Below are 25545 nucleotides of genomic sequence, written 5' to 3'. Positions count from 1 at the left end.
GTCATTCCTCCGCCAAAGCCCGGCATTGTTCCGCCGGCAGATGCAGCCAGACCGCCTGGCCGACCGGGATGTTGCGCCCCGGCGGCGCCGTCACGCGCAGCTCGGTCTTGTCGTCGAGCGTGACCGTGTAGTCGCGCGTGGCGCCCAGGAAGACCTGTCGCGTCACCACGCCGTGCAGGTGATTCTCCTTCCCCGACGGCGGCACCTCGAGCTCGATGCCGATCTCGTGTTGGCGGACGGAGACGGCAACCGGCCGGCCGGCGACCAGCTTTCGCCCCGTCGTGCGCAGCACGCCGCCGGCGACCGAAACACGGCTCCCGTCGAGGGCATTCGCCGCGAGCACGTTCGAGCCGCCGATGAAGCGCGCCACGAACTCCGAGCGCGGGCGCGCGTAGATCTCTTCAGGCGGGCCGAGCTGCTCGACCCTGCCCTTGTTCATCACCGCGATCAGGTCGGCCGTGGTCATGGCCTCGGCCTGGTCGTGGGTCACATAGACCGTCGTGTAGCGATACTGGTCATGCAGACGGCGGATCTCGAAACGCATCTCCTCGCGAAGATTGGCGTCGAGGTTGGACAAAGGCTCGTCGAGCAACAGGGTCTCGGGTTCCACCACAAGCGCGCGCGCCAGCGACACACGCTGCTGCTGGCCGCCGGACAGCTCGCCGGGGTAGCGCTCGGCCAGCGCCTCGAGGCGCGCGGTCGAGAGGATGGCCTTGAGCTTGGCATCGATCGTCGCGCGATCGAGCTTCCGGATCTTGAGCCCATACGCCACGTTCTCGGCCACCGTCATGTGCGGCCACAGCGCGTAGCTCTGGAAGATCATCGACATCTTGCGGCCTTCGGGCGGCACCGTGCGCGAAGGCGAGGACAGGACCTTGCCGCCCACCTCGATTTCGCCAGTCGAAGGCTCGATGAAGCCGGCGATCAATCGCAGGGTCGTGGTCTTTCCACACCCGGACGGACCCAGCAGGCAGACGAGCTGGCCATGCTCCACGCGCAGCGAGACGTCGTCGACAGCGACGGCGGCACCGTAGTGCTTGGAAAGGCCCTTCAGTTCTACTGAGGCCACGGTTCCTCCCTGTTGGTTCTCACCTTATTCAAATTGGCTGACGCAGGCTATATTCGCCGCCTCATTGGAAGGATTGCCGGTATGCAGGAACAGAAAATCATCGGTCGCCGCGAGGGCGCCGTCGGCCACGTCGTCTTCAACAACCCGGCGAAGCTCAATGCGGTCTCGCTCGACATGTGGGACGGCTTCGTCAGCATCCTGAAGGACTTCGCCCAGGATCCCGAGATCCGCTGCCTCGTCGTCAGCGGCTCGGGCGGCAAGGCGTTCGTCTCCGGTGCCGACATCTCGAAGTTCGAAAGCGAACGCGCCAACGCCGAAGCGCAGGTCCGCTACGACGCCATCTCCAAGGAAGGCTACGAAGCGCTCTACGATTTCCCCAAGCCGACCATCGCCAAGATCACCGGCTACTGCATCGGCGGCGGCATGAATCTCGCGGCCTGCTGCGACCTGCGCTACTGCAACGAGGGCGCGCGCTTCGGTGTGCCGGCCGCCAAGCTCGGCCTCGGCTACGGCTTCCTGCGCATCGAGCGCTTCTCGCGCATCGTGGGCCTGCCGCGCGCCATGGAGTTCCTGTTCACCGCCAAGCAGTATTCCTCGAAGGAGGCCTATGACATGGGCCTGGTGCACGGCGTCGCCGCCGATGCCGACTTGGACGCCATGGTCGACGGCATCACCGGCGCCATCGCACAGAACGCGCCGCTCACGATCGCGCTCGCCAAGGCGGCGGCGCGCGAGATCGCCAAGCCCGAATCAAAGCAGGACCACGCCAAGCTCGACCGGATGGCCGAAGCCTGCTTCGACAGCGAGGACTTCAAGGAAGGCCGCCGCGCTTTCATGGAAAAGCGCAAGCCAGCCTTCAAGGGCCGCTAGGCAACGAGAGGAAAAGCCGATGACCGCCCTCCCCCTCTCCCACCTCACCGTCCTCGACCTCACCGCCCATCGCGCGGGGCCGACCGCCGTCCGCCAGCTCGCCGACTGGGGCGCGCATGTCATCAAGATCGAACCGCCGCCGCCGCCCTCCGAAGGCGGCAAGAACAACGATTCGATGGGCGGTGCGCGCCACGGCTTCGACTTCCAGAACCTGCACCGCAACAAGAAGTCGATGACGCTCAACCTCAAGAGCGCCGAGGGCCATGCGATCTTCATGAAGCTCGCGGCCAAGGCCGACGTCATCGTCGAGAACTACCGCTCCGACGTGAAGCATCGCCTGAAGGTCGACTACGACACGGTGGCGAAGATCAACCCGCGGATCATCTACGGCTCGATCGCGGGCTTCGGCCAGAGCGGCCCCGACGCCGCGCGCCCCGGCGTCGACCAGATCGCCCAGGGCATGGGCGGACTCATGTCGATCACTGGCGAACCGGGTCGCGGCCCGATGCGCGTGGGCATTCCCATCGCCGACCTGACGTCGGGTCTGCTGCTCGCCCAGGCGATCATGCTGGCGCTCTACACACGCGAGCGCACCGGCAAGGGCCAGTGGGTTCACACCTCGCTGATCGAGGCGCAGATCTTCATGCTCGACTTCCAGGCCTCGCGCTGGCTGATGAAGGGCGAGGTCGCGAAGCAGGCCGGCAACGACCATCCGACCAGCATCCCGACCGGCGTCTTCCCGACCAGCGACGGCTACATCAACATCGCCGCCGCCGGCGACAAGATGTGGAAGCGCGCCGCGCTGGCGCTGGGCGCCCAGGCGCTAATCGACCATCCCGAGCACGCCACGCCGGCGCTCCGCTCACAGAACCGCAAGGCGCTGAACGAGCGTCTCGCCGAGGTGACGAAGACCAACACCAGCGCCCACTGGATCGAGTCATTGAACAAGGCGGGCGTGCCCTGCGGCCCGATCAACACGATCGACATGACCTTCGCCGAACCGCAGGTCCAGCACCTCGGCATCGCCCGCCCGGTCAACCATCCGGCGCTGGGCGAGATCAAGGTGGTTGGCCAGCCGATCAACCTCTCGGACTACCCGCAGCCCAAGGCGCTCAACCCGACGCCGGATCTGGGTCAACACACGGACGAAGTGCTGACCGGCTTGGGCTACGACGCGAAGGCGATTGCGGACCTCAAGTCGGGCGGCGCGGTTTAAGCTACCGCGTCAGGAACCCGCGAAGCGCCCGGAGGAATTCGGCCGGGCGCTCGATCTGCGGCAGGTGTCCTGCCTCCGGGATCGTCACCAACCGTGATTGCTCCAGCGACAGCCGCATCTTCCGCGCGCCGTGCTTGTCGAGGACCGGCGAGCGGTCGGCTTCGCCGAAGATCAGCAGGACCGATCCCTTGGGCGGCGGCGCGGCTTCCTCGCCGGACAGCAACACGTCGACGACGCGGTCGGCGTCGGCGGCGGTGAAGCCGTCGAGCGTGCGTAAGATCTCCGCCGGCACTTTCGCTCGATCATGGAAGGCGAGCGGCAAGACCTCGGGGCCGAAATGCAGGCGCTGCAGGTTGCCGCGCGCCAACCGACGGATCGGCGTTTCGCCCGCAAGCCAGCGCAACATCTTCGAGTAGCCCGGCGGCTGGTAGCCGTTCACCAGCACGAGGCCGGCGGAGCGTTCGGGATACTGGCCGGCGAAGCGCCAGGCGATCGTCGCGCCCAACGAGTTGCCGACCAGGGTGGCACGCTCGATACCGAGTGCGGTCAGCAGCTCGGCGAGCCAAGAGGCATAGGCGCCGAAGCTCGGCAGGCCTTCGGGCGAGTGGATCCGCGGCAGTTCCGGCGCCACGACGAGATGCGTGCGTTCGAGGTCGTCGGTCACCGTCGACCAGTAGGCTTCCGCGCCCGCCCAGCCGCCATGCAGCAGCACGATTGCCTCACCGCTGCCGCCGGTCCAGACTCGCGCCGGGCGCTGTCCGAGCAAAATTGTCTTCAGCTCCACGTCACGCCCTCTGAACATATGAAGCGGGAGATATAGAATGGCCACGACGCGTAGAACAGCTTTGGTGACCGGCGCAGGCCGAAACATCGGCCGGGCCTGTGTCCTGGAGCTTGCCCGGATGGGCTACGACGTCGTGATCAACGGCTCGTCCGACCGCAAGGCCTGCGAGTCCGTGGCGAAGGAAGCCGCGGCACTCGGCGTCGAGGCACTGGTCGTCATGGCCGATGTTGGAAGCCCCGACGAGTGCCGCCGCATGGCCCAGGAGGCGATCGCCAGGTTCGGCTCGGTCGACGTGCTGGTGAACAACGCGGCGCTGCGGCCGGCCAAACCCTTCCTCGAGATGAGCGAGGCCGACTGGCGGCGCGTCATCTCGGTCGACCTCGACGCCGCGGTCTGGCTGTCGCAGGCCTGCCTGCCCGGCATGGTGAAGAAGGGCTGGGGCCGCATCGTCAATTTCACCGGCATGAATGCGATGCACGGCTACGCCGGCCGCGCCCCGGTCTCGGTCGCCAAGCACGGCGTCTGGGGACTCACGAAGGCGCTGGGCAAGGAGTTCGGGCCGAAGGGCATCACGGTGAATGCCATATCGCCCGGCCCGATCTCGGCCGATGTCGAGGACGACGACGAGTCGAACCATCATCGTCTCGAGACGATGGCCAAGGTCCCGCTCGGCCGCATGGGCACGCCCGCCGAGATCGGCTCGGTGCTCGGGCTGCTGGTCTCCGACGGCGGCGCCTACGTGAACTGCCAGATGATCCAGGTGAACGGCGGCGGCCAGACCTGATTCTCGAGTCAGGCTGCTCTCCCCCCTCGCGGGGGAGAGCAGCCTGAGGAATCCCTACTCCATCGGCAGGCCGGTTGTGCGCGCGATGGCGCTCCAGCGCTCGACCTCGGCCTTCACGAAGTCGCCGAAGGCCTGACGGGTTTCGAGGTCGATGCGGGCACCCTGCTCGGCCCAGATGCGCTTGATGTCGGGCTCGGCCAGCGCCGTCTGGACGGCAGCATGCAGCGCGTCGAGCGCGACGGCTTGCGTCTTGACCGGTGCGAACAGGCCGTACCAGGTGCTGACCTCGAAGTCCTTCACGCCGGCCTCGGCGAAGGTCGGCACGTCGGGCAGCACGCTCTCGCGCTTCGCGGTTGCGACGGCGAGTGCCCGCAGCTTGCCCGACTGGACGTACGAGGCAATCGTGCTCAACGGCTGGAAGGTGGCGTCGAGCTGGCCCGCCAGCAGGTCCTGCAGGGCGGGTCCGCCACCGCGATAGGGCACATGCATCAGCCTGATGCCGGTGCGCCGCTGCAGCAGCTCGATGGCGAGATGCGGCATGGTACCGAGGCCCGACGAGCCGATGTTGATCGTGTCCGGCGCCTTGCGCGCCGCCGCGAGGAAACCCGAGAGATCCTTGACGTCCAGCTTGGCCGGATTGACGACCAGCCCGACCGGCACCTTGGCGATATTGCTGACGGGGGCGAAGTCGCGCAGCAGGTCGAAGCCCGACTCGGGATAGACGACGGTCGCGAAGGACTGGGCGCTGTTGGCGACCAGCAGGGTGCAGCCATCGGGACGCGCCCGCGCCACCACCATGCCGCCCAGCGTGCCGCCGGCGCCGCTACGATTCTCCACCACCACCGGCTGCCCGAAGCGCTGGCTGACATGGGCCGCGACAGGACGTGCGAAGGTGTCGTTCGAGCCGCCCGGCGGGAACGCCACGATCCAGTTCATGGCCCGCGGCGGACGCCATTGCTGCGCATGGACCGGTCCTGCCATGGCCGCGGCCAGCACGCCACCCAAGGCAGCACGACGCGAGACGCTCATCGGTTCACTCCAGCTGGACGTTGGCGGCCTTGGCGATGCGGGTCCACCGCTCGGCCTCGCGGCCGATGAAGTTCGCGAAGTCGGCGCGGCTCTCGAGTTCGACCTTCGCCCCATGCTCGGCCCACAGCCGCTTCACCTCGTCCGAACCCAGCGCTCGCTGGACGGCGGCATGCACCCGGTCGAGCACGACATCGGGCGTGCGGATGGGCGCGAACAGGCCGAACCAGGTGGTCATCCGGAAATCGGCCAGCCCCGCCTCGTGCGCCGTCGGCACGTCCGGCAGCTGCGCATCGCGGCGTCGGTTGATGACCGCGAGCGCGCGCAGCTTGCCCGACCGGACGGCGCCCGCCACCGCGCTCACCAGCACGAAAGCGGCGCCAATCTGGCCGGCCAGCAGGTCCTGCAGCATCGGCGCGCCGCCGCGATAGGGAACATGGGTGAGCTTGATGCCGGCGCGCCCTTCGAAAAGGCCGATTGCGAGATGGGTCACCGTGCCGAGCCCGGCCGAGCCGATGTCGATGCTGCCCGGCGCCTTCTTCGCCATCTCGATGAAGGCTTCGAGATTGGGGGCATCGATCCGCGCCGGATTGATCACCAGCGCATAGGGCACGCGGCCGAAGGCGGCGATCGGCGCGAAGTCGCGCAGGAAGTCGAAACCGGCCCGCGGATAGATTGTCGGCGCATAGACGAGGCCGGTGTCGCCGACCAGCATCGTATAGCCGTCCGGCGCGGCCCGCGCCGCGACGGCGGTGCCGACCGTGCCACCGGCGCCGCTGCGATTGTCGATCACGACCGATTCGCCGATCGCCTCGGCGACCCTCGCCGCGATGGGGCGCGAGAACATGTCGGAGCCGCCGCCGGCCGGGAAGGGAACGATCCAGGATACGCTGCGCGTCGGCCAGTCGCTGGCGCGCGCCGGGACCATCGGCCCGGCGCCGGCCGCCATCAATCCCCCCAGCAAGCTCCGCCGCGCAATCCCGCTCATTCGGCCGGGAGCTTAACGTCCGGCCGCGGCGGCGCAATACCGGGTATTACTGCGGCTCGATCTTCGCGAGCTTGATGTACTTCGTCCAATCCTCGCGCTCCTTGGCCACGAAGGCATCGCATTGCTCGATCGTCCAGTCCTTCGGCGGCGGCAGGAACCCGAGCTGCTTCACCCGTTCCATCACCGACGGCTCGTAAAGCGCATCCATGATCAGGCGGTTCAGTTTCTTCTTGATGTCGTCCGGCGTCTCCTTGCGCACCGAGAAGCACGAATAGGAGATGATCACATACTCAGGATAGGTCTCGGCGACGGCCGGGATATCCGGAAAGAGCGCAGACCGCTCCTTCGAGGTCACGGCCAGCGCTCGCACGTAACCCGAACGGACATAGCTCTCGCCCACCACCTGGTCGGGGAACACGCAGTCGACGCGGCCGGCATTGAGATCCTGGATCGAGGCGACGGCGTCGCGGTAGGCGACTTCCTCGAACTTCACGCCCGTCGTGACCTCGAACAGGGCCGCCGGCACGCGCGACGAGGCGTTGCCGTAGCCCGAGAAGAGCGGCTTCGATTGCTTCTTGGCGTACTCGACGAATTCCTTCACCGTCTTGTAGGGCGCGTCAGGCTTCACCAGCATGAAGTTGCCGATGGTGCCGTTGACCGCGACCGTCGTGAAGTCCGACGGTTCGTAGGTCATCTGCTTGTAGAGGCTGAAATTGGCGGCCAGCGTGCTGGTCGAGCCCAGCAGGATCGTATAGCCGTCGGCCGGCGCATTCTTGACCTGCGTCGTGCCGATCATGCCCGTGGCGCCGGGCTTGTTCTCGATGACGAAAGGCTTGCCCGTCACCGTCTCGAGCTGCTTGCCGATCAGGCGAGAGATGATGTCGGTCGATCCGCCCGGGCCGAACGGCACGAGGATCTTCACCACGCGCGCGGGATAGGCCTCCTGCGCCTGCGCAGCAGCACCAAGCGTCACGGCGACCGGAAGGCCGCCGAGAGCGGCCAGAACATTTCTACGCTTCATCTATACGCTCCTCGATCGAGACGGGACCCGTATAAGTCGGCGCGGCCAAAAGGCGAGCCTGTGTTTGCCCGCCGTTTCGGAGAGCGGCCGCTTGCACGAAAAAGCCCTCCTCCGACGGATCGGAGGAGGGCCAATTCCCGCAAGCTGCGGCGATTTTACATGCCGAGCTGGCTGATGAACTTGGTGTTCAGGTAGGCCTCGAGCGCCTCGACGCCGCCTTCCGAGCCATAGCCCGAGTCCTTCATGCCGCCGAACGGCACTTCCGGCAGGGCGAGACCATGGTGGTTGATCGACACCATGCCGCTTTCGAAGGCGGCGCCGACCTGGGTCATGGTCTTGCTGTTCGTGGTGTAGGCGTAGGCCGCGAGGCCCCACGGCAGGCGGTTGGCTTCCTTCATCACGCCGTCGAAGTCCTTGAACGACGAGATCGGGGCCAGCGGGCCGAACGGCTCCTCGTTCATGATGCGGGCGTCGAGCGGCACGTCGGTGAGGACGGTCGGCTCGTAGAAGTAGCCCTTGTTGCCCTTGCGCTGGCCGCCGGTCTGGACCTTGGCGCCCTTGCCGATGGCATCGCTCACGAAACCATCGATCGCGTGCAGACGGCGCTCGGCGACGAGCGGGCCCATGCGCGTGTCCTTGTCGAGACCGTTGCCGACCTTGAGGTTCTTGGCGTAGGCGGTGAACTTCTCGACGAACTCCGGATAGACCTTCTCGTGCACCAGGAAGCGGGTCGGCGCGACGCAGACCTGTCCGGCATTACGGAACTTGTTGGCGCCCAGGATGTTCACCGCCTGGTCGATGTCGGCATCCTCGAACACGATGGCGGGCGAATGGCCGCCCAGTTCCATGGTGACGCGCTTCATGTGAGCGCCCGCCAGGGCCGCGAGCTGCTTGCCGACCGGCGTCGAGCCGGTGAACGTCACCTTCTTGATGATCGGATGCGGGATCAGATACTCGCTGATCTCCGACGGCACGCCATAGACGAGCTGGATGACGCCCGCCGGCACGCCGGCATCGACGAAGGCCTTGATGAGCTGGGCGCAGGAGCCGGGCGTGTCTTCCGGTCCCTTGATGATGATCGAACAGCCCGTGGCCAGCGCCGCCGAAGCCTTGCGCACCACCTGGTTGATCGGGAAGTTCCACGGCGTGAAGGCGGCGACCGGGCCGACCGGCTCCTTCGTCACCAGTTGATAGACGTTCTCGAAGCGCGCCGGGACGATGCGGCCGTAGGTGCGGCGGCCTTCCTCGGCCATCCAGTCGATGATGTCGGCGGCCAGCAGGGTCTCGCCCTTGGCCTCCATCACCGGCTTGCCCTGCTCCATCGTCATGATGGGCGCGATCTCGTCGGCGCGCTGGCGCATCAGCTCGGCGGCCTTGCGCATGACCTTGTAGCGATCGAACGGCGAGACCTTGCGCCACTGCTGGAAACCCTTCTCGGCGGCCTCGAGCGCGCGATCGAGATCGGCCTTCTCGGCATGGGCCACATGGCCGATCACTTCTTCCGTCGCCGGATTGATGACCGGGATCGTCCGGCCGTTGGCGCCCTTGGTCCAGGCGCCGTCGATCATCAAGGATACGTCGCTGTAGCTCGTCATTGGTTCTCCTCCGTCGTCTCTAACTTCCGCGATAGGTCGAATAGCTCCACGGCGTGCAGAGCAGCGGGACGTGATAATGCCCCTCCGGCTCGCCAATGGAAAACCGTAAAGGCACGATGTCGAGAAAAGGCGGATCGCCCTGCTCTATGCCCCTGCTGCGAAAATGGTCACCCACGGCGAAGCGCAGCTCGTAGCGACCGATCGGCAGCGGCCGGCCGCCGATCAAGGGCGCATCCGTGCGCCCGTCGGCGTTGGTCGTGGCGGTGGCAATGCGATGGGCGCGCTCGCCGGCGAATTCATAGAGCTCGATCGCGAGGCCGACCGCCGGCCGTCCCGCATGCGTGTCGAGCACATGTGTACTGAGGCGGCCGTTGACACGCGGCATTCCCTCGCCGCTCACCTTGGCCGCCAGCCGCAGCCGCGTGATGAAGGAGATTTCCTGCAGGGCGGTCGCGAATTCCGTGGCCGCATCGTGGCGCAGCCGGCGTTCGAACTGGGCCAGGATCGAATCGCGCGTGTGTCGGCGGACGCAGACGATGAAGGGGAACCCGAACGTCGCCTTGTAGGCATCGTTGAGGCGATGGAAGCGTGCGAATTCTTCCTCGGAGAGCGTGTCGAGCCCGACGCTCGCCTGCTCGTGCCGCGAGTCCGCGGTCAGCGCGCCCGCCCGGGCGGCCTTGCCCGCGAGATCGGGATGGCCGCACACGAAAGCAAGCTGGCGTTCGCGGGGCGCTGTGCGCACCGCACCCATCATCGCGTCGTGAAGTGCGGTGACGGTGGCGAAGGGGCGCTTGGCTGCCGCGGCTTCGGCGACCCACGGCGCCAGTTCGAAGGTGTCGCCGACGGCGGCCGCGAAGTCGCCCACGGTCGCGCGATTGAGGTCGTCGAGGCTATGGATCATGCCGGCCGACCTAGCACGCACAGAAGTCAGCCTCTATAGTCCCGGCCAGCAAAAACCCTTGGGAGGAGCCGCAATGACCGGCCGCAACACCTTCACCCGCCGTCGCCTGGGCCAGTCGGCTCTCGCTGGCGCCGCCCTCCTGGGCGCCCCGCTGCCGCTGCGCCAGGCGTTTGCCCAGGGCGCGCCCGCCAATCTCAAGGTTGGCCTTCTGCTGCCGACCTCGGGCCTCCAGGCGCAGATCGGCCAGGCCTGCAAGCGCGGCGCCGACGTGGCCAACGACGTGTTCGCCGACATGAAGATGCCGGTGAAGCTCGAGATCGTGAACTACGACACCGAGACCAAGCCGGACGTGGCCCGCACCCAGGCCGAGAAGGCGATCGACGCGGGCTGCCACATGCTGGTCGGCGCCTTCGATTCCGGCCAGACCATCGCCATCGCCCAGGTCTGCGAGCAGCGCGGCGTGCCGCTGGTCGTGAACATCGCGGCGGCCCCGCAGATCACCGAGCAGGGCTACAAGTTCGTCGTGCGCAACTTCCCGACGGCGCCGATGCTGATCACGGGCGCGCTGTCGCTGCACAAGGAGATCTTCAAGATCTCGGGCAAGACGCCCAAGACCGCCGTGCTGATGAGCGTGAACGACACGTTCGGCACCTCGATGATCAATGGCATCAAGGCGCTCTTCCCCAAGCTCGACATGCCCTACGAGCTGGTCGACACGATCAGCTACGACGTCGCCGCGAAGGATCTGTCGGTCGAAGTCGCCAAGGCCAAGGCTACCAAAGCCGAGCTGCTGCTGCCGGTCAGCCGCCTGAACGACGCCAAGCTGCTGGTGCAGGAAATGGTGAAGCAGCGCTGGGAGCCGATGGGCGTCCTGAACCCGGGCGCGCCCGGCCTCTACGAGCAGGACTTTCTCAAGACCATGGGCAAGTACGGCGAGTACATGATCTCGAACGTGCCGTGGCTCGACCCGAAATCGGCGATGACGGCGTCGCTGGAAAAGCGCCACGCCGCCAAGTTCCCGAACGACCAGCTCGACCTCAACGGCGGCTTCACCTTCGAGGGTATCCTGATCGCCGCCCAGGCCTGGCTCGCCGCCAAGTCGACCAAGCCCGGCGACCTGATGGAGGCGCTGCGCAAGATCAAGATCGACCAGCACGTCATGGTCGGCGGCCCGATCCAGTTCGACTCCAAGGGCCAGAACGTCAACATCAAGGCCACCGCCGTCGAGAACCTGAAGCGCAAGCCCACGGTCGTGCTGCCGCTCGAATCGGCCGCCGCCCCGCTCGTCTTCCCGATGCCGTCGTGGAACGACAAGCGCCGCACCTGATGGCCGACTAGCGCGTTGACCGCAGACTTCCTCCTCTCGCTCGCCCAAGCGATCACCAAGGGCCTGTTGACCGGCATGGTCTACGGGCTGATGGCGCTTGGCCTCTCGGTGATCTTCGGCGTGATGCGCGTCGTCAACTTCGCGCATGGCGAGATGATGGTCGTCGGCATGTATCTCGCCTGGATGGGCTTCGAGTACCTGCAGGTCTCGCCGATGCTGAGCCTGCCGGTGATCGCCGTGATCTTCTTCGGCGCGGGCTATGCGCTGCAGCGCGCCGTGATCTCCCCGTTCATCGGCCGGCCCGAGCACCAGCAGTTCCTGCTGCTGCTGGCCATCGCCATCCTGCTGGTCAATGTCTCGCTGGTCATCGCCGGTCCCGACTCGCGTGGCGTGCAGATGGACTCGCAGTTCGAATCCTACGAACTCGGCCCCTTCGTCTTCGACGCGGTCCGCGTTCATGCCGCCCTCACCGCGGTGGTCATCGCGGGCCTGCTCTGGCTCTTCTTCACCCGCACCCGAACCGGCAAGTCGATCCGCGCCGCTGCCGACAACAATCTCGGCGCCCTGGTCGTCGGCCTCGACGTCCGGCGGCTCTATGCCTTCACCTTCGGCGTCGGCGCGGCCTGCGTCGGTGCGGCCGGAGCGCTGATGATCACCATCATTCCGGTGACGCCCTTCCTCGCCGCCGAATACACGCTGCTCGCCTTCGTGATCGTGATCGTGGGCGGTCTCGGCAGCATGACCGGCGCGCTGGCCGGCGGCCTGCTGATCGGCGTCAGCGAGGCGGTGGCCGGGCTCCTGCTGCAGCCGTCGCTGAAGAGCATGGTGAGCTTCGGCATCCTCATCCTCGTGCTGCTGCTGCGCCCGCAGGGCCTGTTCGGCAAGAGCGGCCCATGAAACTGTTTGCGCATCTCACCGGGGGCGTGCCGGCCCGCTCCCTGTGGTGTCTCGGCCTGCTGCTCGTGCTCCTGCTCGTCGCACCGGCGCTGCTCGGAAAATACGGCCTCTCCGTCCTGATCCTGATCCTCTACTTCGCCTTCGTCGGCCAGGCCTGGAACATCATGATGGGGTTCGCCGGCCAGCTTTCGCTGGGCCACGCCCTCTATGCCGGCGTGGGCGGCTACATCGCCGCCGGCCTGTTCTTCCACTACGGCATCGGTCCGTGGGCCGGCGTCTTCGTCGCGGTCGCCGCCGCGGTCGCCGCCGGGTCGATCGTCGGCTATCTCGGCTTCCGCTTCTCGCTGGCGGGCGTCTATTTCGCCCTGCTCACCATCGCCTTCAGCGAGTTCACACGCATCGCCTTCGACCATTGGGGCTGGGCCGGCGGATCGGGCGGCCTGTTCCTCAAGGTCGATGCCACCTCCGACATCCTGAACCTGCGCGGCGGGCCGCTGCTCTTCTATTACGTGATCCTGGCGCTGGCCGCCGGCACCTTCATCCTCTGCCGCCTCCTCCTCGAAAGCCGGCTCGGCCGCTACTGGCTGGCCATCCGCGAAGACGCAGAAGCGGCCCAGGCGGTGGGCGTCCCGGTCCTGCGCTGCAAGATGATCGCGATCATGATCTCGGCGGCCCTGACGGCGCTGGCCGGCGTCTGGAACGCCTTCTACTACAACAACCTCTTCCCCGAGACGGCCTTTGCCATGGGGCGGTCCATCGAGTTCACCCTGGCGCCGATCATCGGCGGGTTGGGGACGTTGTTCGGGCCGATCGTCGGCGCGGTGGTGCTGACCGGCCTCGGCGAGATCTTCACCGACCTGAGCGAGGTCTTCCACATCTCCGGCCTTAAGCAGATCTTCTACGGTCTCGCCCTGCTGGTGATCGTGATGTACCGCCCGGCCGGCGTCTGGCCGTGGATCGCCGACCGCCTCGGGTTCGGGGAGAAGCGCCAATGAGCGGCGCCCGGCTCGAACTCGACGGGATCGGCAAGAGCTTCCGCGGCCTTCGTGCCGTGCACGATGTCTCGTTCGACGTGCCGGCCGGCGCCATCAACGCACTCATCGGGCCCAACGGCGCGGGCAAGACCACCATCTTCAACATGATCGCCGGCGTCTATCGCCCCGACGCCGGCAGCGTGCGTCTCGACGGGCGGCATATCTCCGGCCTGCGGCCCGATCGCGTCTGCGACGCGGGCGTCGGCCGCACCTTCCAGATCGTGAAGCCGTTCAAGGGATTGAGCGTGCTGGAGAACGTCACGGTGGGGGCCCTGCACCGCCGGCCGGCGCTTCCCGACGCCCGTGCCTATGCCGCCGACATCCTGATGCAGCTCGGCCTGCACGATCGCCGGCACCAGGCCGCCGAGAGCCTCACCCTGCCCGACCGCAAGCGCCTGGAAGTCGCGCGCGCGCTCGCCACCGAGCCCAAGCTGCTGTTGCTCGACGAGGTCATGGCGGGGCTGCGGCCGACCGAGATCGACGTGATGGTGACGTTCCTGCAGGAGCTGAACCAGCGCACCGGGCTCACCATCCTGCTGATCGAACATGTCATGCGGGCCGTCATGGCGCTGGCGTCCAACATCGTTGTCGTGAGCTACGGCGAGAAGATCGCCGAGGGCACCCCGGCCGAGATCGCCCGCCACCAGGCCGTCCTCGACGTCTATCTCGGCGAGGCGGAGCCCGCATGAGTGCCCCCCTTCTGAAGGTCGAGAATCTCGACCTCTTCTACGGCGACGCCCAGGCGCTGGCCGGCGTGTCGCTCGAAATCGCCCAGGGCGAAATCGTCGCCATCGTGGGCGCCAATGGCGCGGGCAAGAGTTCGCTGATCCGCTCGATCCACGGCATCGAGAAGCCGGCACGTGGCCATGTCCGCTTCGACGACAGCGACATCACCGGCTGGCCGTCGTACCGGGTCTGCGAGGCGGGCGTCGGCCATGTCGCCGAGGGTCGCCAGGTCTTCCCCAATCTCTCGGTGCTCGAAAACCTCGAGATGGGTGCCACTCCCAAACGCGCGCGTGCGCTGGAGAAGCAGACGCTGGAGCGCGTCTTCGCGATGTTCCCTCGGCTCGCGGAGCGGCGTCGCCAGGCCGCCGGGACGCTGTCGGGCGGCGAGCAGCAGATGGTGGCGATCGGCCGCTGCCTGATGGGACAGCCGCGCCTCATCATGTTCGACGAGCCCTCGCTCGGGCTGGCCCCCACCATCGTGCAGGAAGTGTTCCGCATCGTGCGCCGGCTGAACGAGGAGGGCCTCACCATCCTGCTGGTTGAGCAGAACGTGATGGCGTCGCTTCGCATCGCCGATCGCGGCTACGTGCTGGAGAACGGCCGCATCGAGTTGGAGGGCCGAGGCGCCGACCTGCTGACCAACGACCGCGTCCGGCAGGCCTATCTCGGCCTCTAGCGCGGCGCTGGCCTCCGAGACCGGCGGGCGATATCGAACCGGCGGCGGTATCAGGATACCTCTTTCGGGGGTGCGACTCTCGTTTCGAATGTTTCGTTTGTTTCGTTTATTTCGATCATTCGTCCAGCCCGATTCTTTTTGGCGGCCGGGGCAGGTCTATGAGGCGTTGACGCACGGCTCCGCCCGCTGCAATCCTAGCCGTTTCCGGTACTGACGCTGTCGCGTGCGACGCGGATCGGTCCGGGATGGCGCCGGCTCCTCCCGACGACGGGACGACCGCCCTCCCCGGCAGACCTTGCCCATGGGGAGAAACACCAAGATGAATCGTCGTGACATGCTCAAGGCCGGCATTGCCGCCGGTGCCCTCGGCCTCACGCCACGCCTCGCATCGGCACAGGCCGCCACCTATGCGCCTGTGCCGAAGGGCTGGCGCACCTACGTCCTGACGACCCGGGTCGAGCCGACCGCCGGAGCCACGAAGGCGTGGATCCCGCTGCCGACCTTCGAGGCGCCGGACTGGCAGCGCCCCGGCACCGTCACCTGGACCGGCAATGCCCGCGTCGCCGACCGCGTGCGCGATCCCAAGTATGGCGCGGAGATGCTCCGGGTCGAATGGGCCGCCGACCAGCAGGCGCCCGTCATCGAGATCGTGGCGCAGGTCCAGGCGCAGAACCGATCGGTCGTGCCGGGTCAGGGCAACGCCGCGCCCCTCAGCGAGGCCGAGCGGAAACTGAACCTGATGCCGACCACCTTCCTGCCGACCGACGGCCTCGTGAAGGAAACGGCCGACGGAATCGTGCGCGGCAAGCAGGGCGACCTCGCCAAGGCGCGCGCGATCTACGACTGGGTCGTCGACAACACCTTCCGCAACGCCAAGACGCTGGGCTGCGGGGTCGGCGACATCACCACCATGATCCGCACCGGAAATCTGAACGGCAAGTGCGCCGACCTCAACGCACTCTATGTTGGCCTTGCCCGCTCGGTTGGCCTGCCGGCACGCGACGTCTACGGTATCCGCGTGATGCCGTCGGAATTCGGCTTCAAGGCGCTGGGCGCCGGCTCGGAGGTCGTGTCCAAGGCGCAGCATTGCCGTGCCGAGGTCTGGCTCAGCGGCTCGGGCTGGACGCCGGTCGATCCCGCCGACGTGCGCAAGGTCGTGCTGGAAGAACCGCCGGCCAACCTCGCCATGTCCGACCCGAAGGTGCTTGCGGCCCGACGCGCGCTGTTCGGCTCCTGGGAGGGCAACTGGCTCGCCTATAATGTGGCGCACGATGTGAAGCTGCCGGGCTCCCGGGAGGAGCCGATCGCCTTCCTGATGTATCCCCAGGCGGAGAACCGGTCCGGCTTCCTCGATTCGCTCGACCCGGACAAGTTCAAGTACCGGATCACGGCGCGCGAATTGACGGCCTAGGCCGTTTCGATCCGACGGACGGGGCATTCCGCTCCGTCCCGATCCGCTTTATATCCGGCGGATGAACGCACCCAACGACGCGGCGGCGCAACTGTCGCCGGCCAGACTCGTGCATCGTTACTATCTTGCGATGTCGGTGCCGTTCCTGATCGACGTCGTTTCGGTGTTCGTCTATTCGGCGCTGAACGGCGCCCCGGAAGTCGTGCTCCCCTCGCTTGCAATCACGACGCTGTTCCTCGCCGTCGGCGTCGGACTGGGCGCCTGGCTCCTGATCCGGCCGATCCGGCGCTTCATCGAGGGTCGTGCGGCCTTCGGCGACATAGAGCTCTCTCTGGCACGGCTGCCGCGCCATTCTGCAACGGTGATCGGGGTGATGTACGCCCCGATGGTGGCGCTTCGCCTGCTGTCCCATCGCCTCGAGATCACCTTCGGCGCCACGCTGCAGCAGGTCGCCTGGCCGGACGTCATTGCCAACCTGACGGTCGGGACCGGCTTCAACGTGGTCCTCACCTTCTTCGTCGTCGCGGCGTACCTCGATCACCTGTGCGAGGAACTCTTCCGCACGAGGGGCGTCAACATTGCAACGTTCGGCGGCCGTTTCCGCCGCAAGGTGGCCCTCGCCCTCCTGTTCGTGTCCTTCGCAACCATGATTCTGATCGTCGCCGATATGCTGAGCTACAGCGGCGACCGTCTCGTCCGGGAAGCCTCGGCCGATATCACGACCTCGGCGATCGGCACCGTCTTCATGTACTATTGGATTTCGAACGCGCTGACCCGGCCAATCACGCGCCTGGACGGTGGTTTGCGCCGGGTGGCCGACAATGACTATACGGTGCGCCTTCCGGTCACTTCCAATGACGAACTCGGCCATGCCGCCAGCCGCTTCAACGAGATGGTCGAAGGCCTCGCCGAGAAGGCCTATCTGCGCGACACGTTCGGCAAGTATGTCAGCGAGACGGTTGCCGCCTCGATCCTGTCCAATCGTGGCAATACCGGCCGCAGCATCGACACGACGGCCGATGCGACCCTGATGTTTACGGACATCGAGGGATTTACGGGCCTCTCCGAAAGCACGACGCCCGGCGAGGTCGCGGACCTCCTGAACGCCTATCTTCACACCGTCGTCCCGGTGATTCAGCGCCACGGAGGCATCGTGAACAGCTTCATCGGAGACGGGCTGTTCGTGAGCTTCGGCCTGCCGCGGCCGCTGCCGGATCACGCCCGTGCCGCCATCGCGGCCGCGATCGAGATCCAGCAGGCTCTCTCCATGGCCAGGTTCGCCCGTGGCTTCACCCTCCCGACCCGGATCGGCCTCAACACCGGCCCCGTCATCGGCGTGACCATCGGCACCGACAACCGGCTGAGCTACACGCTGCTGGGCGACGCGGTGAACGTGGCCGCGCGGATCGAGCAGCTCAACAAGAAGTTCGGGACGCGCATCCTCGCCGCCGAGAGCACCGTGGTGGCAGCGGGTGCGCAGGCCTTTTGCGAACGGCTGGGCACGACCGACGTACGCGGCCACCATGACGGCGTCGTCGTCTATCGCGTGGGCCAGCCCCTGTGACCCCGGCGGGAGGCGAGCAACCCGTCGCCACGGCGGCGGAAATCGGTGGCCTGCGGCGGCGCTACTTGCTTCGAGCCGTCTCCGCGGCCGGGGTCGACGTCGCCTTCACCAGTATTTTCGTCGCTTTCGCGGATGCCTGGGCCTATGCGCCACGGTCGATCGCCGTCGGGCTGGTCCTGCTGCTGGGAGTCAACGCGCTGGTCTCTTGGCGGCTTTTCGTGCCCATCGAAGAGTATTTGTGGGGACGGCGCCCGTTCGAGGATGTGGAGCGCCGGATCACGCAACTTCCAATCCTGACGGCTTCGCGTGTCGCGCTGCTTGCGCTGGCGATGGTGGGATTCCGGGTGACGGCTCCGTATCTCTGGCCGGATGAAACCGTGCGTGCCCTGCCCAGCCAGACGCTGGCCGATACCGTGGCGCTCTTGCTCATGCTGCCACTCTTCTATTTCACCTATATCTACTTCGTCATAAGCGACTATCTGGGCGACCTCTGCGGCTTCATCTTCGAGCGCACCGGCAGGAACCTGTCGCTGTTCTTCGGCCGCTACCGCCTGAAGCTCGGCATCGCCCTGCTCGTCATCTCGCTCGCACCGATGACGGCTGTCGTCATCGACCTCGTGAGTTATGACGGCGTGAAGGTGCAGTTCGAGATCGCGACCGACGTCGCCATCGCGCTGATGGGCGTCGCCGTCTCGGTCTATTTCATCTGGCGATCTCTGCTGCGTCCCATCCGCATCCTGTCCCGTGCCATGTCTACCGTGGCCCGCGGAGACATGTCCGTAAGAGTTCCCGTGACCTCGAACGACGAAGTCGGCGAGTTGACCGGCCAGTTCAACACGATGGTCGAGGGGCTACGCGAACGCGAGCAGATCCGCGAAACGTTCGGCCGTTATGTCGACGAGAGCGTGGCCTCGACCATCCTGCAGCGCGGCGGCAACGGCGTGCTGGCCGGCGAGACCCGCGAGGCAACGATCCTGTTCACGGACGTGTCGGGCTTCACGACGATCGCCGAGAAAATACCGCCGGACCAGCTCTTCGGCGCCCTCAACGAGTATCTCGAGACGGTGCTTGCTCCCATTCGCGCCCATGGCGGCGTGGTGAACACCTTCATCGGCGACGGGCTGTTCGCCTCCTTCAACATGCCGCTCGCCTGTCCGGGCCACGCTTCGGCCGCGATTCGCGCCGCCATCGACATCCAGCGCGCCGTCGCCGGCCGCTGTTTCGGCGAAGCGAAGGTCCCCTTCGTCACCCGCATCGGCATCAGTACCGGCGCGGTCATCGGGGGCTCGATCGGCGCCGGACAGCGGCTGAGCTTCACGTTGCTAGGCGACACGGTGAACCTTGCCGCCCGGCTTGAGAAGTTGAACAAGGACCACGGCACGAGCATTCTCCTCGCGGAGACGACGCGCGCGGGCTGCGGAACGGAGTTCGTGTTCAAGCCGCTTGGTAGCACGGCCGTTCGCGGCCGGAGCGGGTCGGTCGCCATCTTCACCGTCGATACTGTCTGAGGTCCGCCGTCCATGAACTCGTCTGCCCTGTCACCGGATCAGCTCGAGCTGCAGGCCCGCGCCCGCGAACTGGCGGCCGGCCCCGTCACCGACCGGGCCGCCGAGGTCGACCGCACCGAGCAGTACCCGTGGGACAATGTTGAGCTGCTGAAGGACGCCAAACTCATTGGCATGACGATTCCCACGCAGTATGGCGGCCAGGGCAAGGGCTGGCTCGACGCCGTGCTCGCCATCGAGGCGTTGTCCTCGGCCTGTGCCGTCACCGGCCGCATCGCCGTCGAGACCAACATGGGCGCGATCAGCGCGGTCATGGCCTACGGCTCGGAAGAGCAGAAGAAAATGGCCGCCGACATGGTGCTGGCCGGCGACAAGCCCGCCATCTGCATCACCGAGCCCGATGCCGGCTCCGACGCCAACGGCATGACCACGCGCGCCGACAAGAAGGGCAACCGCTACGTCCTGAACGGCCGCAAGCACTGGATCACCGGCGGCGGCGTCTCGCGCCTGCACCTGATCTTCGCCAAGGTCTACGACGAGAAGGGCACATTCGAGGGCATCGGCGGCTTTCTCGCCATCCGCGACGAGACCAAGGGCCTCAAGATCACCAAGCGCGAGCCGACCATGGGCCTGCGTGGCATCCCCGAAGCGGTGATCGATCTCGAGGACATGGACGTGCCGCCGTCGGCGCTGGTGATCCCGCCGCGCGGCCTGAAGAAGGGCTTCGCCGACCTGATGACCGCCTACAACAGCCAGCGGGTCGGCGCCGCCACCGTGGCGCTCGGCATCGCCGACGGCGCCTATCGGCTGGCGCTCGACTGGTCGGAGACGCGCCACCAGTTCGGCCGGCCGATCAACGAGTTCCAGGGCCTGCAATGGAAGCTCGCGGACATGTCGATCAAGCTCTCGGCGTCCCGCGCGCTGGTCTACAACGCCGCGCGCTCGGGTGAAGGCGGCTTCCCCGACATGCTGATGGCCGCGCAGGCCAAGGTGTTCACGTCGGAGAGCGCCATCCAGATCGTGAACGAAGCGCTGCAGTTCTTCGGCGCCCGCGGCTACAGCCGCGAACTGCCGCTCGAACGCATGGTCCGTGACGTCCGCATGTTCACCATCGGCGGCGGCACCGCGGAAGTGCTGCGCAACGTCGTGGCGGGCGCGCTGCTGAAGAAGAAGCTGCCGCAGACGCGGGATGGCTGGGACAAGGCGTAGCGGAACGTATCAACGGAGCGCGCAACTCCAGTTGCGCTCATGTCATGCGTATCGACAACATATGAGCGCCACTGGAGTGGCGCGCTCCAATGACTAACGCCCGAACCGGTTCCACTTGCCGTCGTTGCCGCGCATCAGGACGAACTCCTGGCCCTTCTTCGCAGTGTCGTCGCGCGGCGTGCAGGCGATCGATATCCACGACTGAAAATCCCAGCGCGCTGAGCAGCTCTCGGTCGCGCAGGGCAACTCGATCTCCGCCTCGGTCGCGAGCCCGTCGCCCGAAGGTGTGTATATCGTCAGCGTGCCGCGCGGTGGCAGCGCCGAACACCCGACCGCCAGGAATCGTGACTTATCCGAGGACCAGACCGGAGTGCCATGGACGACGAACAACCGACCAGTCTTCTTCATGACCAGTGTGTAGTAGAAGTCCTCGTACGCTGGCGTACGGACGACATAGAAGCGGCCGGGATCGTCGAATCTCTCGTAGAGATAGCCATAGCTGCCGTCGCCGTTGAGACAATCCTGTAGTTCGATACTCTCGCCGCCATCGATCGTCAGGCGAAGACGATCGCCCCGACGCGCGACGTTCGGAACGTCCGCCTTGATGCGGCGGGCTTCCTCCGGCCATTCCATGGCCTGATACTCTTCGTAGTCGAAGCCGGAGAGGCCGGCACCAGTACAAACCTTGGGCGCCAGGCCCATCGTCTGCGCGAACGCATGAGTAGGCAGAAGCAAGGCGAAAAGTAACAGCAGCCGAACAATCATGCGGGCGCCCTCACATTGGATGCTTCAGCATCGTCTCCAGACTCACCGATCGCAACGTCGCCTCAGCGATCTCGTCGATCTCGGTCAGGACACGCTGCAGCGCCGCTCCGATCTCCGTGTCTTCGCCCGGCTCCTTGGCGCGGCTGCCCGGCGCGGGTTCGAACAGCGCCACGATGTCCATCAGGGTGAGGCGGCGGCGGTTGCCGGTGAAGCGATACCCGCCGGACGCGCCGCGGCCGCCCTGCACGAATCCGGCGGCAGAAAGAGTGCCCAGTACCTTGGCGAGCGAGTGCGGCGACACGCCGAAGCGTTCGCCGAGTTCGGCGGCGGAGAGCGTACGGGTGGGATCGCGAGCCAATTCCAGCGTCGCGTAGAGGCCGAGCCGCGTCGCCGTTTGGAGCTTCACCGCAGCTCCTTGTCGAGCTGCAGCGACGGGCCGGCTGTCATGCCCTGCGCGCGGAAGAAGGACAGGATCAGATGATCCTTGCGATCGACCAGCGTGCGCACATGGGTGACGCCCTGCGCCTTGAAGCGCGTAGCCAGCGCTTCGAACAGTGCGCTGCCCACGCCCTTCAGGCGCGTTTTCGGATCGACTTGGATGGCGAAGACCCAGCCGGCGGCCGGCTGGCCAAACTCCCAGGCCCGGACCTCGCCGGCGATGAAGCCAGCCAACGCGCCATTGGCTGTCTCGGCCACCAGAAAATGGCGATCCGGCCCCAGCCTTTCCCGCCAGTAATCGGGCTTGTCCGACCCGGTCAGCCGCGCATCGAGCGCCGAAATCGCTTTCAGATCAGTGGCTTGGGCGGGGCGGATGGCGGGCATGTCTGGGGAGAGAATGACCTTGCGGCCGGGAAAGTAAATAGGTAATTCAGTACCGAATTACAGAAATAAGGATGCCAATGGACCCCGCCGCCGCGCCCATCGACTTCCGCACCGAACCCTCGCGCTACAAGCACTGGAAGCTCGCGTTCGAGAACGGCGTCGCCTATCTCACGATGGACGTGAACGAGGATGGCGGGCTGAAGCCCGGCTACAAGCTCAAGCTCAATTCCTACGACCTCGGCGTCGACATCGAACTGGCCGATGCCGTGCAGCGGCTGCGCTTCGAGCATCCCGAGATCGGCGCCGTGGTGATCCGCTCGCAGCGTGACCGCATCTTCTGCTCCGGCGCCAACATCAACATGCTTGGCCTGTCGACCCACGATCACAAGGTCAACTTCTGCAAGTTCACCAACGAGACGCGCCTCGCGATCGAAGACGCCAGCACGCAGTCTGGCCAGACATACATCTGCTCGATCAACGGCATCGCCGCGGGCGGCGGCTACGAGCTGGCGCTGGCCTGCGAGAAGATCCTGCTGGCCGACGACGGATCGAGCGCGGTGTCGCTGCCCGAACTGCCGCTGCTGGCGGTGCTGCCGGGCACCGGCGGGCTCACGCGCCTGGTCGACAAGCGCATGGTGCGCCGCGACCATGCCGACTTCTTCTGCACCACGGCCGAGGGCCTGCGCGGCAAGCGGGCGCGCGAGTGGCGGCTGGTCGACCAGCTGATCCCGCCCTCGAAACTCGTGGAGCAGACGCAGCAGATCGCCGAGGAGATCGCCGCAAAGTCGTCGCGCCCGAAGGACGCCAAGGGCATCGCGCTGCCGACCGTCGAGCGGCAGATCGAGGGCGACACGCTGCGCTACGCCAACCTCACCGTCGAGATCGACCGCGAAGGCCGCTCGGCGAAGTTCCGCCTCAACGGCCCCTCCTCCGCGCCGCCCGACGACGTGCAGGCGGCCGGCGCCGCCTTCTGGCCGCTGGCGCTCGCCCGCGAGTTCGACGATGCGATGATGCATCTGCGGCTCAACGAGACCGAGATCGGCACCTGGGTGCTCACCAGCCAGGGCGATGCCACGCTGGTCGAAGCGTATGACGCCGTACTTGCCCAGAATGCCGACGACTGGCTGGTCCGCGAGATCGTGCTCTACTGGAAGCGCACGCTGAAGCGCCTGGATGTAAGCTCGCGCAGCCTGATCGCGCTGGTCGAACCCGGTTCGTGCTTCACCGGCACCCTGCTCGAGGTCGCGCTGGCCGCCGACCGATCCTACATGCTGGACGGCGTGTTCGAGGGTTCGAACCTGCCGGCCGCCACGGTGCGGCTCACCGAGATGAATTTCGGCCCCTATCCGATGGGCAATGGGCTGACCCGGCTTTCGACGCGCTTCCTCAATGATCCCGGCCACGTCGAAACGCTGAGGGACCAGGCCCGCGAGCCGCTGGACGCCGCCGCAGCCGATGAGGCCGGCCTCGTTACCTTCACGCCCGACGACATCGACTGGGAGGACGAGGTGCGCCTTGCCATCGAGGAACGCGCCGGCTTCTCGCCCGACGGGCTGATCGGCATGGAGGCGAACCTGCGCTTCCCCGGCCCCGAGACGATGGAGACCAAGATCTTCGCGCGCCTGTCGGCCTGGCAAAACTGGATCTTCCAGCGGCCCAACGCGACCGGCCCGGAAGGCGCGCTGAAGCTTTACGGCACGGGCAAGCAGAGCAAGTACGACCGCAAGCGGGCGTGAAATGACCGAACCCACCCGACCTCATCCTGAGGAGCGCTCCACCGGAGCGCGTCTCGAAGGATGTTCAACAGACAAGGTGCTCGTTCCCACCCTTCGAGACGGCGCTTCGCGCCTCCTCAGGGTGAGGTGATCTCCGACAGCAGCATTCCAAGGAGGCAGACATGGCCATCGACTACAGCCAGCTCATTCCCAACAACGTCGATCTCTCCTCGGACCGCCGCCTGCAACGCGCGCTGGAGAACTGGCAGCCGCGCTTCCTCGACTGGTGGAAGGACATGGGCCCCGACGGCACCTCGGCCTTCGACGTCTATCTGCGCACGGCCATCTCCACCGACTCCAACGGCTGGGCGAATTTCGGCTACGTGAAGATGCCGGAATACCGCTGGGGCATCTTCCTGGCCGACCGCGATCCCGAGCGCCAGATCGCCTTCGGCGACAACAAGGGCAAGCCCGCCTGGCAGGACGTGCCCGGCGAAATGCGCTCGACCCTGCGCCGCCTGATCGTGACGCAGGGCGACACCGAGCCGGCCTCGGTCGAGCAGCAGCGGCTGCTTGGCAAGACCGCGCCGTCGCTCTACGACCTGCGCAACCTGTTCCAGATCAACGTCGAGGAAGGCCGCCATCTCTGGGCGATGGTCTACCTGCTGCACGCCTATTTCGGCCGCGACGGCCGCGAAGAAGCCGAGGCGATGCTGGAGCGCCACTCGGGCGATCCCGACAAGCCGCGCATCCTGGGCGCCTTCAACGAGGCGACGCCGGACTGGCTGTCCTTCTTCATGTTCACCTACTTCACCGACCGCGACGGCAAGTACCAACTCGCCTCGCTGGCCGAGTCCGGTTTCGATCCGCTGGCCCGCTCCTGCCGCTTCATGCTGACCGAGGAAGCCCACCACATGTTCGTGGGCGAGACCGGCGTCGGCCGCATCCTCCAGCGCACCTGCGAGCTGATGAAGGAGCACAGGACCGACGACGTGCGCAGCCTGGGCGCCATCGATCTCCCGACCATCCAGAAGTATCTCAACTTCCACTTCTCGGTGTCGCTCGACCTGTTCGGCCAGGAGGCCTCGACCAACGCGGCCAACTACTACACGCAGGGCGTGAAGGGCCGCTTCCTCGAGACCCGCATCGACGACGACCATCTGCTCACCAACGCGACCTACGAGATCGAGACGGTCGAGGATGGCCGCATCGTGAAGAAGGCGGTCCCTGCCCTGCAGGCGCTGAACGAGCGGCTGCGCCAGGACTATATCGACGACTGCGCCAAGGGCGTGCTGCGCTGGAACAAGACCATCGAGCGGGCCGGCATCAACTTCGAGATGACCCTGCCGCATCGCGCCTTTGACCGCCAGATCGGCGCCTTCGCCGGCCTGCGCGTCTCGCCCGAGGGCAAGGTCCTCTCCGAAGCCGAGTGGAATGCCAACAAGGACCGGTGGCTGCCGACCGACGAGGACCGCGCCTACGTCACCTCGCTGATGGGCGCCGCGGTCACGCAGCCCGGTAAGTTCGCCCACTGGATCGCCCCGCCGGCCCGCGGCATCAACAACCAGCCGGCCGACTTCGAATACGTGCGCTTCAACTAGGTTCGGCGACGCCGCCCCGGACTCTCCCTTGAGTTGCGG

At 66.5% G+C, this 25545-nt stretch carries 24 protein-coding genes; 14 read left to right on the top strand and 10 right to left on the bottom strand.

Annotated elements, in window-relative coordinates:
* Window position 1: 1 nt before the first annotated feature.
* The gene (locus ACO07I_RS25680) at window positions 2-1069 is read right to left on the bottom strand and encodes an ABC transporter ATP-binding protein (RefSeq protein ID WP_422012496.1); all 1068 of its coding nucleotides are present in this window, start codon (window positions 1067-1069) and stop codon (window positions 2-4) included.
* A gap of 81 nt (window positions 1070-1150) precedes the next feature.
* Here ACO07I_RS25680 and ACO07I_RS25675 point away from each other — a divergent pair, with 81 nt between their 5' ends.
* Both ACO07I_RS25675 and ACO07I_RS25670 read left to right on the top strand, forming a co-directional pair.
* Window positions 1151-1939, top strand: coding sequence for an enoyl-CoA hydratase (locus tag ACO07I_RS25675; RefSeq protein ID WP_422012494.1), 789 nt, complete (start codon window positions 1151-1153; stop codon window positions 1937-1939).
* A 19-nt stretch (window positions 1940-1958) separates the two neighbouring features.
* Window positions 1959-3155, top strand: a complete 1197-nt coding sequence (locus ACO07I_RS25670) for a CaiB/BaiF CoA transferase family protein (RefSeq protein WP_422012492.1) — start codon at window positions 1959-1961, stop codon at window positions 3153-3155.
* A gap of 1 nt (window position 3156) precedes the next feature.
* On the opposite strand, the gene ACO07I_RS25665 is transcribed toward ACO07I_RS25670, so the two are convergent.
* The gene (locus tag ACO07I_RS25665) at window positions 3157-3939 is read right to left on the bottom strand and encodes an alpha/beta fold hydrolase (protein ID WP_422012490.1); all 783 of its coding nucleotides are present in this window, start codon (window positions 3937-3939) and stop codon (window positions 3157-3159) included.
* Between the two features lie 37 nt (window positions 3940-3976).
* Between ACO07I_RS25665 and ACO07I_RS25660 the strand changes: the two genes are divergently transcribed.
* The gene (locus ACO07I_RS25660; RefSeq protein ID WP_422012488.1) at window positions 3977-4723 is read left to right on the top strand and encodes an SDR family NAD(P)-dependent oxidoreductase; all 747 of its coding nucleotides are present in this window, start codon (window positions 3977-3979) and stop codon (window positions 4721-4723) included.
* A gap of 54 nt (window positions 4724-4777) precedes the next feature.
* On the opposite strand, the gene ACO07I_RS25655 is transcribed toward ACO07I_RS25660, so the two are convergent.
* The 5 genes from ACO07I_RS25655 to uraD all read right to left on the bottom strand — a co-directional run bounded on the left by ACO07I_RS25655 (window position 4778) and on the right by uraD (window position 10254).
* Window positions 4778-5752 (bottom strand): Bug family tripartite tricarboxylate transporter substrate binding protein, encoded by a 975-nt coding sequence (locus ACO07I_RS25655; protein WP_422012486.1) that lies wholly within the window; start codon window positions 5750-5752, stop codon window positions 4778-4780.
* Between the two features lie 4 nt (window positions 5753-5756).
* On the bottom strand, window positions 5757-6698 hold the full coding sequence (locus ACO07I_RS25650) for a Bug family tripartite tricarboxylate transporter substrate binding protein (RefSeq protein ID WP_422012484.1): 942 nt from the start codon (window positions 6696-6698) through the stop codon (window positions 5757-5759).
* A gap of 85 nt (window positions 6699-6783) precedes the next feature.
* Window positions 6784-7758, bottom strand: a complete 975-nt coding sequence (locus ACO07I_RS25645) for a Bug family tripartite tricarboxylate transporter substrate binding protein (RefSeq protein WP_422012482.1) — start codon at window positions 7756-7758, stop codon at window positions 6784-6786.
* Window positions 7759-7913: 155 nt separating this feature from the next.
* Complete coding sequence (locus tag ACO07I_RS25640; RefSeq protein ID WP_422012480.1) at window positions 7914-9353, bottom strand: NAD-dependent succinate-semialdehyde dehydrogenase; 1440 nt, start codon at window positions 9351-9353, stop codon at window positions 7914-7916.
* A 19-nt stretch (window positions 9354-9372) separates the two neighbouring features.
* Window positions 9373-10254, bottom strand: coding sequence for a 2-oxo-4-hydroxy-4-carboxy-5-ureidoimidazoline decarboxylase (gene uraD / locus ACO07I_RS25635; protein ID WP_422012478.1), 882 nt, complete (start codon window positions 10252-10254; stop codon window positions 9373-9375).
* Window positions 10255-10327: 73 nt separating this feature from the next.
* Between uraD and ACO07I_RS25630 the strand changes: the two genes are divergently transcribed.
* The 9 genes from ACO07I_RS25630 to acdA all read left to right on the top strand — a co-directional run bounded on the left by ACO07I_RS25630 (window position 10328) and on the right by acdA (window position 20603).
* A complete protein-coding gene (locus ACO07I_RS25630) occupies window positions 10328-11581 on the top strand; it encodes an ABC transporter substrate-binding protein (RefSeq protein WP_422012476.1) in 1254 nt (417 codons plus the stop codon).
* 15 nt (window positions 11582-11596) lie between these two features.
* Entirely contained in the window at window positions 11597-12478 is an 882-nt protein-coding gene (locus ACO07I_RS25625) for a branched-chain amino acid ABC transporter permease (protein WP_422012474.1), read from the top strand.
* On the top strand, window positions 12475-13473 hold the full coding sequence (locus ACO07I_RS25620) for a branched-chain amino acid ABC transporter permease (protein ID WP_422012472.1): 999 nt from the start codon (window positions 12475-12477) through the stop codon (window positions 13471-13473). The genes ACO07I_RS25625 and ACO07I_RS25620 overlap by 4 nt, the downstream gene beginning before the upstream one ends.
* On the top strand, window positions 13470-14201 hold the full coding sequence (locus tag ACO07I_RS25615; protein ID WP_422012470.1) for an ABC transporter ATP-binding protein: 732 nt from the start codon (window positions 13470-13472) through the stop codon (window positions 14199-14201). Before ACO07I_RS25620 ends, ACO07I_RS25615 begins: the two co-directional genes overlap by 4 nt.
* Window positions 14198-14914, top strand: coding sequence for an ABC transporter ATP-binding protein (locus tag ACO07I_RS25610; protein WP_422012468.1), 717 nt, complete (start codon window positions 14198-14200; stop codon window positions 14912-14914). Before ACO07I_RS25615 ends, ACO07I_RS25610 begins: the two co-directional genes overlap by 4 nt.
* 319 nt (window positions 14915-15233) lie before the next feature.
* A complete protein-coding gene (locus ACO07I_RS25605; RefSeq protein WP_422012466.1) occupies window positions 15234-16325 on the top strand; it encodes a transglutaminase-like domain-containing protein in 1092 nt (363 codons plus the stop codon).
* Between the two features lie 61 nt (window positions 16326-16386).
* Window positions 16387-17889 carry an adenylate/guanylate cyclase domain-containing protein gene (locus ACO07I_RS25600; RefSeq protein WP_422012464.1) on the top strand — a complete coding sequence of 501 codons (1503 nt, stop codon included), beginning with the start codon at window positions 16387-16389 and terminating at the stop codon, window positions 17887-17889.
* 65 nt (window positions 17890-17954) lie between these two features.
* Window positions 17955-19397, top strand: coding sequence for an adenylate/guanylate cyclase domain-containing protein (locus ACO07I_RS25595; protein ID WP_422012462.1), 1443 nt, complete (start codon window positions 17955-17957; stop codon window positions 19395-19397).
* A 12-nt stretch (window positions 19398-19409) separates the two neighbouring features.
* Entirely contained in the window at window positions 19410-20603 is a 1194-nt protein-coding gene (acdA, locus tag ACO07I_RS25590) for a 3-sulfinopropanoyl-CoA desulfinase (RefSeq protein WP_422012460.1), read from the top strand.
* Window positions 20604-20696: 93 nt separating this feature from the next.
* Here acdA and ACO07I_RS25585 read toward each other — a convergent pair whose 3' ends face one another.
* From ACO07I_RS25585 to ACO07I_RS25575, 3 genes are read right to left on the bottom strand one after another with little or no spacing between them, the layout of a single operon-like run.
* The gene (locus ACO07I_RS25585) at window positions 20697-21368 is read right to left on the bottom strand and encodes a hypothetical protein (RefSeq protein ID WP_422012458.1); all 672 of its coding nucleotides are present in this window, start codon (window positions 21366-21368) and stop codon (window positions 20697-20699) included.
* A 10-nt stretch (window positions 21369-21378) separates the two neighbouring features.
* Entirely contained in the window at window positions 21379-21774 is a 396-nt protein-coding gene (locus ACO07I_RS25580; RefSeq protein ID WP_422012456.1) for an Rrf2 family transcriptional regulator, read from the bottom strand.
* Window positions 21771-22190 carry a GNAT family N-acetyltransferase gene (locus ACO07I_RS25575; RefSeq protein WP_422012454.1) on the bottom strand — a complete coding sequence of 140 codons (420 nt, stop codon included), beginning with the start codon at window positions 22188-22190 and terminating at the stop codon, window positions 21771-21773. Before ACO07I_RS25575 ends, ACO07I_RS25580 begins: the two co-directional genes overlap by 4 nt.
* A gap of 77 nt (window positions 22191-22267) precedes the next feature.
* On the opposite strand from ACO07I_RS25575, the gene boxC reads away from it, so the two are divergent.
* Both boxC and boxB read left to right on the top strand, forming a co-directional pair.
* Entirely contained in the window at window positions 22268-23926 is a 1659-nt protein-coding gene (gene boxC, locus ACO07I_RS25570) for a 2,3-epoxybenzoyl-CoA dihydrolase (RefSeq protein WP_422012452.1), read from the top strand.
* Between the two features lie 161 nt (window positions 23927-24087).
* Complete coding sequence (boxB, locus tag ACO07I_RS25565) at window positions 24088-25506, top strand: benzoyl-CoA 2,3-epoxidase subunit BoxB (RefSeq protein ID WP_422012450.1); 1419 nt, start codon at window positions 24088-24090, stop codon at window positions 25504-25506.
* The last annotated feature ends 39 nt before the right edge of the window (window positions 25507-25545 follow it).

Source organism: Reyranella sp. (assembly GCF_965227665.1).
Taxonomy (GTDB): domain Bacteria; phylum Pseudomonadota; class Alphaproteobacteria; order Reyranellales; family Reyranellaceae; genus Reyranella.
The sequence above is the reverse complement of the archived record's forward strand: the minus strand, read 5'-3'. Positions and strand labels throughout refer to the sequence as shown.

Excerpts from the sequence above, each read along its gene's own strand:
- acdA (WP_422012460.1), top strand. The coding sequence starts at position 19,410 with ATGAACTCGTCTGCCCTGTCACCGGATCAGCTCGAGCTGCAGGCCCGC.
- ACO07I_RS25645 (WP_422012482.1), bottom strand. The coding sequence starts at position 7,758 with ATGAAGCGTAGAAATGTTCTGGCCGCTCTCGGCGGCCTTCCGGTCGCC.
- uraD (WP_422012478.1), bottom strand. The coding sequence starts at position 10,254 with ATGATCCATAGCCTCGACGACCTCAATCGCGCGACCGTGGGCGACTTC.
- boxB (WP_422012450.1), top strand. The coding sequence starts at position 24,088 with ATGGCCATCGACTACAGCCAGCTCATTCCCAACAACGTCGATCTCTCC.
- ACO07I_RS25655 (WP_422012486.1), bottom strand. The coding sequence starts at position 5,752 with ATGAGCGTCTCGCGTCGTGCTGCCTTGGGTGGCGTGCTGGCCGCGGCC.
- ACO07I_RS25660 (WP_422012488.1), top strand. The coding sequence starts at position 3,977 with ATGGCCACGACGCGTAGAACAGCTTTGGTGACCGGCGCAGGCCGAAAC.
- ACO07I_RS25585 (WP_422012458.1), bottom strand. The coding sequence starts at position 21,368 with ATGATTGTTCGGCTGCTGTTACTTTTCGCCTTGCTTCTGCCTACTCAT.
- ACO07I_RS25675 (WP_422012494.1), top strand. The coding sequence starts at position 1,151 with ATGCAGGAACAGAAAATCATCGGTCGCCGCGAGGGCGCCGTCGGCCAC.
- ACO07I_RS25610 (WP_422012468.1), top strand. The coding sequence starts at position 14,198 with ATGAGTGCCCCCCTTCTGAAGGTCGAGAATCTCGACCTCTTCTACGGC.
- ACO07I_RS25630 (WP_422012476.1), top strand. The coding sequence starts at position 10,328 with ATGACCGGCCGCAACACCTTCACCCGCCGTCGCCTGGGCCAGTCGGCT.
- ACO07I_RS25640 (WP_422012480.1), bottom strand. The coding sequence starts at position 9,353 with ATGACGAGCTACAGCGACGTATCCTTGATGATCGACGGCGCCTGGACC.
- ACO07I_RS25620 (WP_422012472.1), top strand. The coding sequence starts at position 12,475 with ATGAAACTGTTTGCGCATCTCACCGGGGGCGTGCCGGCCCGCTCCCTG.
- ACO07I_RS25670 (WP_422012492.1), top strand. The coding sequence starts at position 1,959 with ATGACCGCCCTCCCCCTCTCCCACCTCACCGTCCTCGACCTCACCGCC.
- ACO07I_RS25615 (WP_422012470.1), top strand. The coding sequence starts at position 13,470 with ATGAGCGGCGCCCGGCTCGAACTCGACGGGATCGGCAAGAGCTTCCGC.
- ACO07I_RS25575 (WP_422012454.1), bottom strand. The coding sequence starts at position 22,190 with ATGCCCGCCATCCGCCCCGCCCAAGCCACTGATCTGAAAGCGATTTCG.
- ACO07I_RS25600 (WP_422012464.1), top strand. The coding sequence starts at position 16,387 with ATGAACGCACCCAACGACGCGGCGGCGCAACTGTCGCCGGCCAGACTC.
- boxC (WP_422012452.1), top strand. The coding sequence starts at position 22,268 with ATGGACCCCGCCGCCGCGCCCATCGACTTCCGCACCGAACCCTCGCGC.
- ACO07I_RS25605 (WP_422012466.1), top strand. The coding sequence starts at position 15,234 with ATGAATCGTCGTGACATGCTCAAGGCCGGCATTGCCGCCGGTGCCCTC.
- ACO07I_RS25650 (WP_422012484.1), bottom strand. The coding sequence starts at position 6,698 with ATGGCGGCCGGCGCCGGGCCGATGGTCCCGGCGCGCGCCAGCGACTGG.